Here is an 8,985-nt window from a genome sequence, read left to right on the forward strand (position 1 = left end):
GCCCAGCGCGCCGGCACGTCGATCTCGAAGCGGACCTTGCCGCACAGGCATTGGCCGGTGGCGATGCCGACGGCGGGCTTGGCTTTGGCCATCTCTCTCTCCACTGTCATTGCGAACCAACGGGTCCGCGCAAAGCGCGGCCCCGTTGGTTCGCAATGACGGAAGAGCGAATGTAGCCCGGATCGAGCGAAGCGCAATCCGGGGAGACCAGGCTCGAGGCGCGATTCCCGGATTTCGCTTCGCTCCATCCGGGCTACAAGAAAGTCACGCCGGCGCGAGCTCGTCATGCACGGGGTAATCCGTGTAGCCCTTCTCGTCGCCGCCGTAGAAGGTGGCGCGGTTGTAGGGCGTGATCGGAAAACCGCGCTGCAGGCGCCGCGGTAAATCGGGATTGGAGATGAAGATGCGGCCGTAGGCGATGGCGTCGGCGTGACCGTCGGCGATCGCGGCGTTGCCGGTCTCGCCGGTGAAGCCGCCGGCGGTGATCAGGACGCCGCCGTAGAGCGGGCGGAACAGCACCATGGCCGAGGGCACGTTCTGCCAGTTGACCTCGGCGCGTCCGGCGCCGCTGGAGCGCGGCTCGATGAAGTGCAGGTACGCGAGTCCGAGCCTGTCGAGCGCCTTCACGACGTAGGTGTAGAGCGGCATCGGATCGGGTTCGCCGGAATCATTGGCAATGCCGTAGGGCGACAGCCGCACGCCGACGCGGTTCGCGCCCCAGACGTCGATCGCGGCCTGCGTGATCTCCAGCAGCAGCCGCGCGCGGTTCTCGATGGAGCCGCCATAGCGGTCGGTGCGCTTGTTGCTGCGCGACTGCAGGAACTGCTCGAGCAGATAGCCGTTGGCGCCGTGGATCTCGACGCCGTCGAAGCCGGCGGCAAGCGCGTTCTTCGCTCCCTGCCGGAACGCCTCGACCACGCCTGCGACTTCGTCCGTCTCCAGCGCGCGCGGCGTCTCGTAGTCGGCGATCTTGCCGTCGGCGGTCATCGCCTTCATGCCTTCGACCTTGATGGCGATGGCGGACGGCGCCACCGGCAACGCGCCGCCGTGATGGGAGGAATGCGAGACGCGCCCGACATGCCAGAGCTGGAGGAAGATGATGCCGCCCTTGGCATGCACGGCGTCGACGACTTTGCGCCAGCCGGCAATCTGCGCGTCGGTATAGATGCCCGGCGTCGCGGGATTGCCGCGTCCCTGCGACACCACCGGCGAGGCTTCGGCAATGATCAGGCCGCCCTTACTCGCGCGCTGGGCGTAATACTCGGCATTGAGGGCGCGCGGCGCAAAACTGTCGCGCTCGGCCCGCATCCGCGTCAGCGGCGCCATCACGACGCGATGTGCAAGGCGATACCGCCCCACCTGCAAGGGTTGAAACAACGCCGGAAATTTCATGACTGCCCCGAATGATCGAAGGAACGGATGGATGCTCTCCCTCTCCCCGCTCTTCGCGGGGAGAGGGTTGGGGTGAGGGGCTGCAGCCGCGAACAGGGTGACGACTGAACTCGCGGAAGCCGCCCTCACCCGCGCCTGCGGCGCGGCCTCTCCCCGCAGGCGGGGAGAGGCGAAGGAAGAAACTAGCCGGTCTTGATCCAGACCGCCTTGACGTTGAGATATTCCTCGACGTGCTGCTTGCCGGATTCGCGGCCGTAGCCGCTCATCTTGTAGCCGCCGAACGGCACCGCCGGATCCATCGCCTGGTAGCAATTGACCCAGACCGAGCCGGCGCGCAAACTTTTCGCCACGTGATGCGCCTTGGAGACGTCGCGCGTCCACAGGCCCGAGCCGAGGCCGAACATCGTGGCGTTGGCGCGCTTGACCAACTCGTCCATGTCCTTGAACGCGATTGCGGAGATGACCGGGCCAAAGATCTCCTCCTGCGCGATACGCATGTTGTCCTGGACGCCAGCAAACACCGTCGGCGAGACGAAGTAGCCCTTCGCCAGCGGGCCCTCGGTGATGCGCGCGCCGCCGGCAAGCGCCCTCGCGCCCTCCTTCTGGCCGACGTCGAGATAACCGGTGACGCGTTCGAGCTGCTGTTCCGAGACCAGCGGGCCGATCTGGGTGTTGGGATCGAGCCCGTTGCCGACCTGCAGCTTCCTGCCGAACTCGGCGACGCGGCCGACGAACTCGTCGTAGATCGCCTGCTCGACGAACAGCCGCGTACCGGCCGAGCAGATCTGCCCCGAATTGGCGAACACCGCCATCGCCGCGCCCGGCACCGCGGCATCGAGATCGGCGTCCGCGAACACGATGTCCGGCGACTTGCCGCCGAGCTCGAGCGAGACGCGCTTGAGATTGCCGGCGGATGCCCGGATGATCGACTGCCCCGTGACGTGCGAGCCGGTGAAGGCGACCTTGTCGACGTCGTGGTGCGAGGCGAGCGCCGCTCCGGCGGTCTCGCCATAGCCCGGCACGACGTTGATGACGCCTGCCGGCACGCCCGCCTCCATCGCGAGCTCGGCGATGCGCAGCGAAGTCAGCGGCGCCTCTTCGGCCGGCTTCAGCACCACGGTGCAGCCGGTCGCGATCGCGGGCCCGATCTTCCAGATCGTCGCCGTGAACGGGCCGTTCCAGGGAATGATCGCGCCGACGACGCCGACCGGCTCCTTCAGCGTGTAGGAAAAGATCTCGCCCGGCAGCGAGTTCTCGATGGTCTCGCCGTGGATGGCGGTCGCCTGTCCCGCGTAGTAGCGCAGCATGCCGAGCACCCGCAGCCTGTAGGCGCGCGTACGGCTGATCGGCGCGCCCATGTCGAGCGTGTCGAGCTGGGACAATTCGTCGAAATTCTTCTCGATGAGGTCGGCGAGCTTCAGAAGCAGGTTCTGCCGCTCGAATGGCTTGACCTTGCTCCACGGCCCCTCGAAGGCGCGGCGGGCAGCGGCGACCGCGCGGTCGATGTCCGCCTTGTCGCCCTCGGCGACGGTTGCGAGCAGTTCGCCGGTCGCGGGGTTGCGGGTCTCGAAGCGTTTTCCCGAGGCCGCGTCGACCCATTGGCCGTCGATCAGCATCTGCTTGTAGGACCCGTTGGCGAACGGATGGCGCGCGATCGGAATAGCCTGCGTCATAGCCATGGCTGCACTCCCTTGCGTGTTGATTAGGTTCGATCTGGGCGGGATCGTTATCTTTCGTAAGCTACAGCGCGACGGAATCATCGTAAACCCGGCGCGGAACGAAGACCTCCCATGCCCTGCTGTCGGTGGTCGCCGGGCGGCCGTGCCATAGGTCGTATGCACTTGTCCCCTCGCCGTCTACGGGAGTACCGCCATGCCCCATCCCGCCCTGTCAGAAGATCATGTCGCCGTGATCACAGGCGGCGCCTCGGGCATCGGGCTCGCCGCCGCGATGAAGTTCGCAGGCCTCGGCATGAAGGTCTGCATCGCCGACGTCGACGCCGCGCGGCTGACGGCCGCCGAGGCGATCCTGTCGTCGATCGCGCCCAAGGGGGCCGCGACCGTGATGGCGGCGACGGTCGACGTCAGCCGCATGGAGAGCGTGAGCGAGCTCGAGCACGCCGTGCGGGAGCGGTTCGGCGGCACCGACGTGCTGATGAACAATGCCGGCATCCAGCCCGGCAGCAGCCTGTTCGGCGCACCGGACAATTGGCAGCGGGTGATCGGCGTCAATCTCTGGGGCATCATCCACGGCACGCGCGCCTTCGCGCCGCACATGATCGCGCACGGCCGGTACGGTCTCATCATCAACACCGGCTCCAAGCAAGGCATCACCACGCCGCCGGGCGATCCCGCCTACAACGTCGCCAAAGCCGGCGTGAAGGCGTTCACCGAGGCGCTGCAGCACGAACTGCGCAACACCAGGGACTGCCGCATCACGGCGCATCTGCTGATCCCCGGCTTCGTGTTCACGCCGCTGACCGCGCACGGCCGCAGCGAGAAGCCGGCGGGCGCCTGGACGCCGGAGCAGACCGTGGATTTCATGCTGGAGCGACTGGACGCCGGCGACTTCTACATCCTCTGCCCCGACAACGACGTGCCGCGCGCGCTCGACGAGCGGCGCATCCTGTGGGCCGCCGGCGACATCGTCGAGAACCGCCCGCCGCTGTCGCGCTGGCACCCCGACTATGCCGAAGCGTTCGCGGCGTTCGTGAAAAACAAATGACGGGCGCGTTTGCCTTGGCGCGCGCGCTGGTGGTTCACCTTCGCTCCACGGTTTCCGGCGATCCGGTTCAGATCGCGAACACCCAAGCTGCGACGATCGTGACGATCGTGACCAGACCGGCGATGGTCCAGCCCGCCGCGTATTCCAGCTCGGGATAACCGGTTGCCCGCATGATCTCGCTTGGGTCGGCCGTTTGCTTCCAGTGCTCTGCCATGACAGCCTCACACACCTGCCGTCGTCTCAAATAAGTCGCGGCAGCGGCGTTTCCGTTCCATCACGGAATCGCGACCGGCGCCTCACGGCCGATCGCCCTATTGCGCTGCAAACGAGACCATTCCCGAATCCCGGCTGCATGCTAGACTTGCAGGTGGTCCAACGCAGGGAGGGAAGCATGGCCGACGACAGGAAGAAGCGGGGCGCAGCCGACCGCGCGCTGATCGCGCTCGGCGAGCGCCATGAGGTCACCTACTGGTCGAAGAAGTTCAAGGTGACGCCGGCCAAGCTGAAATATGCCGTCAAGAAGGTCGGCCATTCCGCCAGGAAGGTGGAAACCTACCTCAAGCTGCAGAAGCACCGCGCCGCCGACAAGCTGCGGATCGCGCTCGGCGAACCCTACGAGGTTCGCTACTGGTCGAAGAAATTCAAGATCACGCCGGCGAGACTGAAGGCGGCGGTGGCGGCCGCCGGCCATTCCTCCAGAAAGGTCGAGGCCTATCTCAAGGGCCGCAAGGCCGCCAAGAAGGCGAAAGCGAAGAAGACCGCAAAGAAGGCGACCAGGCGCAGGAAGGCGGCGTAAACAGTGGCCGACGCCAGGCGGGCGGCGTAAGCCGTCTCACAATGTGCGGACGCGCGTTGCACATCCAGATGGTGGCAGCGTCCGCGGCTGTGCGGCACTCGGGAGGCCAAGATGACATCCGGCAAACTGATCTTCGCGCTTTCACTGGCGCTGTCCCTCGGCGGCGCATCGGTCGCGCAGGCTGCGACCGTCTCCGGCTCCCCGGCGCTCGCGCTCGCAGGCGTCGCCGCGCGATTGTCGAAATCGCTGACCTCGGCCGAGAAGAAGGCCATGGCCATGCTGTTCGCGTCCAACAGCGACATTCCCTACAACGAGAAGATCGTGGTGACCGCCGACAAGATCGTCTGCCGCATCAGCAATGTCGACATCACCGCCCGCTCCTGCGAGATCACTTTCGGAAAGAAGACGCGGACACTGAACGGCTCGACCGCCCACGAGATCTACGCCACCCTGGCGGTCGCGGGAATCCCTTCCGACGGCGCGGCCGGATCGGTGTTCGAAAGCCTGACCAAGCTCAGCTGCATCGTCGATCCGGACGCGATCCGGAAGAAGGACGGCGGCGGGGCGGATTGCACGTTCGAGCCCGGACATTAGCGGCGCGCGCGACCGGCCCGCGGAAGCAGCGCCGCACTGACGGAAGATCGAGGCGACGCCGCCCCTGAAGTCTGGGCACTCGAATCCCCGGCACTCTCTCCCTGCGTCAGCCCGGCCGAGTGGTATGATATTGATCATGGCATATCCTTGCGCGCGCGTGGTTACCGCCGGATCGTGGCTCTGCAGTCTCATGCGTGTCGCCGTTCGGCAATTTTGCCGAATTCCGACAATCACGCACAGCGAGCGACGCGATGCGATTCGCTTTTCCGCACACTCGCACGCTTCAGGATTCGAAATTGGTGGCGCTTTCGCCGTGATCGCGTAACTTGGCGAATGCGACGCGATTTCGTCTGCTGCGTCTTTGGGGGTGTGCCATTTATCTCGACAAGTACGAAGCCGTGCACACCGACAACAGCGAGCTTGCACGCGACCGCCTCTTCTCCGTGCTGGGCGCCGACGGATTCGACAAAGGTGAGGGCAGCTTCGGTCTCCGGGCGAACTACGCCAGCTTGACGCACATCGGACTGTCGTACTGCTCGTCCGACTGTCCGATCTCGGTGAGCTTCCCCGAAGCGGGTTTCCTGCGGCAGATCTTCCTGATCCAGGGCCGGGCAAGCTACACCACGCCGCATGGCAGCGCGCCGATCGGCGCCTGGACGCCGATCGTCCCGGCCAGATCGAGGCTGCGGCTGGATTTCGGCCAGGACTATCGCAAGCTCACCCTGCGCATCGACACTTCGGCGCTGGAGCGCACCATCAAGGCGCTGGTCGGCGATACCAGCGACAGGCGGCTGGAGTTTTCAGAGCGCGAGCCGAATCCGTCGAGCATGTCGTTCCTGCGGCGGCACGTGTTCCACCTCGCCGAGGAGCTGGAGGCGTTCGCCGAGGAGTATTCGCCGCTGGCCAAGGCCGAGCTGGAGCGCGACCTCCTGGTCCGCTTCCTGCTCGCCCACGAGCATAATTTTTCGCATCTGTTGCGCCGCGAGACGCCAACGGCGGGGCGCAGCATCGTCGAGCGGATCGAGGCCTTCATCGAAGCGAACTGGCACCGGCCGATCGATCTCGACGAACTCGCAAAGGTCGCCAATGTCAGCGTGCGCACCGTGTTCCGCGAGTTCGTGCGCGCCGGCAGAGGTTCGCCGGCCCAGTTCGCCAAGCGCGTCCGGCTGCAACGCGCCGCCGAGCTGTTGCGATCGTCGGATAACGCGACGGTCACCAGCGTCGCGCTGCGGTGCGGATTCCAGAACATCGGCCGTTTTGCCGCGGACTATTTTCGCCTCCACGGCGAGCTGCCGTCGGAGACGCTGCGCCGCGCCCAGGGATCCTCGTAGCGGCGCATCGCAGCGAATCATCCTCGCCGGTCGTGCCGCGACGGCCGCAGCGAGGCGCCGCGGTCGTCGCCTGACGTCGAACCTGGATCAGGCGGCCCGCACCGTCGCCAGGAACCTGACGACCTCCGCCTTGAGACGGTTGCTCTCGGTCGACAGCGACTGCGCGGAGGACAGCACCTGCGACGACGCCGAGCCGGTCTCGGTCGCGCCTCGCTGCACGTTGGTGATGTTCGAGGAGACCTCCTGCGTGCCCAGGGCGGCCTGCTGCACGTTGCGCGAGATCTCCTGGGTCGCAGCGCCCTGCTCCTCGACCGCAGCGGCAACCGCCGTCGAGATCTCGGACAGGTTTTCGATGGTGCCGCTGATCGCCCCGATCGCCGCGACCGATTCCTGCGTCGCAGTCTGGATGCCGGCGATCTGCTGGCTGATCTCGCCGGTGGCCTTGGCCGTCTGCTCGGCCAGCGCCTTGACCTCGGAGGCGACGACGGCGAAGCCGCGTCCGGCATCGCCGGCACGCGCGGCCTCGATGGTCGCGTTCAGCGCCAGCAGATTGGTCTGGCCGGCAATGCTGCTGATCAGCTCGACGACGTCGCCGATCCTGGCGGCGGACTTCGACAGCTCGCTGACGCGCGCATTGGTCTGCCGCGCCTGCTCGACGGCCTCGCCGGCCATCTTGGCGGAGTCCTGCACCCGGCGGCTGATCTCGCTCACCGAGGACGACATCTCCTCCGTGGCGGACGCCACCGACTGCACGTTGGTGGAGGCCTGCTCGGACGCCGCTGCGACCGCGATGGAGAGCTGCTGCGTCGAGTCTGCCGTTCCGGTGAGCGTACCGGCGGCCGTTTCGAGCTCGGTCGCGGCAGCGGCGACGGTCCCGATGATGTCGCCGATGGCGGCCTCGAACTCGCCGGCGAGCCGATGCATGTCGGCCCGGCGCTGCTCCGCCGCGCGCCTCTCCAGATCCTTCTGCTGCTCGCGGTCGAAACCGAGCTTGGCCTGCAAGGCCTGCAGATTGCGGAGCGCCACGCCGGCTTCGTCGTCGCGCTCGACATGGACGCGGGTATTGAAGACGCCTTGCGCGATCCTCGCCATGATGTCGTTCAGGTGCGCGAGCGGCCTGCCGACGGCGCGGATCGTCGCGACCGACAACAGTGCGCCGGACAGCAGACCCAGGCACAGCACCGCGAGCGCGCTGACGATGGCAACGACGAAGGAGCCTTGCGCGGCGTCGTACTCGGCCTTCGCCTGCTGGAGCTGGATCGCCACAAGCCGGTCCATGTCGACCTTCGCCGCCTGGAACAACTCGGCGCCCTTGCCGGTCATGTGAACGGCGAGTTCGTCGTATTTGCGCCCGTCCAGCATCGAGAGCGCCGGCCTCAGCGCGCGCTCGACATAGTCGGCGCGCCTCGGCGCGAAGGTATCCGCGACCGCTTTCTCCTCCGGCGTGAGGGCAGAGGCCATGTAGCCGGACCACAGCTTGCTGATCCGCTCGATATTAGCCGTAATCGCGCCTTGCGCGTTCGCCGTCTCGTGGCCGTTGCGCCCGTCGGCCGCGGCACGCAGCAGCACCAGCGAATTCGCCTGCATGCGGTCGTTGATCTCGAAGAGCTGGGCGAGCGGCACCGAGCGGTCTTCATAGATCGACCTGGCGCGCTGGTTCATCTGGTTCATGCCCACGAGGCCGACTATTCCGATCACCGCCATCGAGGCGGAGAGCACGCCGACCATGGTGATGAGCCGCGCCTTGATGGACCGCGTGAACACCGCGAACGCATCGAGCAGCGACCGCTTGCGGATCATGCCGGCCTCGAGCCTGATGGCGGCCGCCTTCTTCTGCCGGATCGCGGCATAGACGCGCTCGGCCTCCTCGCGCTGGTCGGCCGGCAACTGCGTCCGGATCGACATGTAGCCGACCACGTGGCCGTTCTCCCAGATCGGCGTGGCGCTCGCGAGCACCCAATAGAAGTCGCCGTTCTTGCGCCGGTTCTTGACCGCGCCGGCCCACGGCTTGCCCGCCTTCAGCGTCTCCCAGAGATTGGCAAAGGCCTCCGGCGGCATGTCCGGATGGCGGACGATGTTGTGCGGCTGCCCCATCAGCTCCTGCTCGGTGAAGCCCGACGTTTCGACGAACTGGTCGTTGAAATAGGT

General features: G+C 66.6%; 8 protein-coding genes and 1 pseudogene. 4 read left to right on the forward strand and 5 right to left on the reverse strand.

Annotated elements, in window-relative coordinates:
• From KGM94_RS25315 to KGM94_RS20420, 3 genes and pseudogenes are all read right to left on the reverse strand, one after another.
• Positions 1-92, reverse strand: a pseudogene (locus KGM94_RS25315) (GFA family protein); the annotation flags it as partial.
• A gap of 172 nt (positions 93-264) precedes the next feature.
• Positions 265-1,392 (reverse strand): alkene reductase, encoded by a 1,128-nt coding sequence (locus KGM94_RS20415; protein WP_300263455.1) that lies wholly within the window; start codon positions 1,390-1,392, stop codon positions 265-267.
• 182 nt (positions 1,393-1,574) lie between these two features.
• Positions 1,575-3,071, reverse strand: coding sequence for an aldehyde dehydrogenase family protein (locus KGM94_RS20420; protein ID WP_300263457.1), 1,497 nt, complete (start codon positions 3,069-3,071; stop codon positions 1,575-1,577).
• Between the two features lie 193 nt (positions 3,072-3,264).
• Here KGM94_RS20420 and KGM94_RS20425 point away from each other — a divergent pair, with 193 nt between their 5' ends.
• Positions 3,265-4,116, forward strand: a complete 852-nt coding sequence (locus KGM94_RS20425) for an SDR family NAD(P)-dependent oxidoreductase (RefSeq protein WP_300263459.1) — start codon at positions 3,265-3,267, stop codon at positions 4,114-4,116.
• 67 nt (positions 4,117-4,183) lie between these two features.
• On the opposite strand, the gene KGM94_RS20430 is transcribed toward KGM94_RS20425, so the two are convergent.
• On the reverse strand, positions 4,184-4,330 hold the full coding sequence (locus tag KGM94_RS20430; protein WP_300263461.1) for a hypothetical protein: 147 nt from the start codon (positions 4,328-4,330) through the stop codon (positions 4,184-4,186).
• A gap of 177 nt (positions 4,331-4,507) precedes the next feature.
• Here KGM94_RS20430 and KGM94_RS20435 point away from each other — a divergent pair, with 177 nt between their 5' ends.
• The 3 genes from KGM94_RS20435 (at position 4,508) to KGM94_RS20445 (ending at position 6,837) form a co-directional block, all read left to right on the forward strand.
• Complete coding sequence (locus tag KGM94_RS20435) at positions 4,508-4,912, forward strand: DUF3606 domain-containing protein (protein ID WP_300263463.1); 405 nt, start codon at positions 4,508-4,510, stop codon at positions 4,910-4,912.
• Between the two features lie 111 nt (positions 4,913-5,023).
• The gene (locus KGM94_RS20440) at positions 5,024-5,506 is read left to right on the forward strand and encodes a hypothetical protein (RefSeq protein WP_300263465.1); all 483 of its coding nucleotides are present in this window, start codon (positions 5,024-5,026) and stop codon (positions 5,504-5,506) included.
• Between the two features lie 398 nt (positions 5,507-5,904).
• On the forward strand, positions 5,905-6,837 hold the full coding sequence (locus KGM94_RS20445) for an AraC family transcriptional regulator (RefSeq protein ID WP_300263468.1): 933 nt from the start codon (positions 5,905-5,907) through the stop codon (positions 6,835-6,837).
• Positions 6,838-6,924: 87 nt separating this feature from the next.
• On the opposite strand, the gene KGM94_RS20450 is transcribed toward KGM94_RS20445, so the two are convergent.
• A partial coding sequence (locus KGM94_RS20450) for a methyl-accepting chemotaxis protein (protein WP_300263470.1) occupies positions 6,925-8,985 on the reverse strand: 2,061 nt, incomplete at its 5' end.

It is taken from the genome of Bradyrhizobium sp., from assembly GCF_028868675.1.
GTDB lineage: Bacteria > Pseudomonadota > Alphaproteobacteria > Rhizobiales > Xanthobacteraceae > Bradyrhizobium.

Bases quoted from the DNA above. Each gene is read 5' to 3' on its own strand.
- KGM94_RS20415 (WP_300263455.1), bottom strand. From the start codon at position 1,392: ATGAAATTTCCGGCGTTGTTTCAACCCTTGCAGGTGGGGCGGTATCGC.
- KGM94_RS20420 (WP_300263457.1), bottom strand. From the start codon at position 3,071: ATGGCTATGACGCAGGCTATTCCGATCGCGCGCCATCCGTTCGCCAAC.
- KGM94_RS20425 (WP_300263459.1), top strand. From the start codon at position 3,265: ATGCCCCATCCCGCCCTGTCAGAAGATCATGTCGCCGTGATCACAGGC.
- KGM94_RS20430 (WP_300263461.1), bottom strand. From the start codon at position 4,330: ATGGCAGAGCACTGGAAGCAAACGGCCGACCCAAGCGAGATCATGCGG.
- KGM94_RS20435 (WP_300263463.1), top strand. From the start codon at position 4,508: ATGGCCGACGACAGGAAGAAGCGGGGCGCAGCCGACCGCGCGCTGATC.
- KGM94_RS20440 (WP_300263465.1), top strand. From the start codon at position 5,024: ATGACATCCGGCAAACTGATCTTCGCGCTTTCACTGGCGCTGTCCCTC.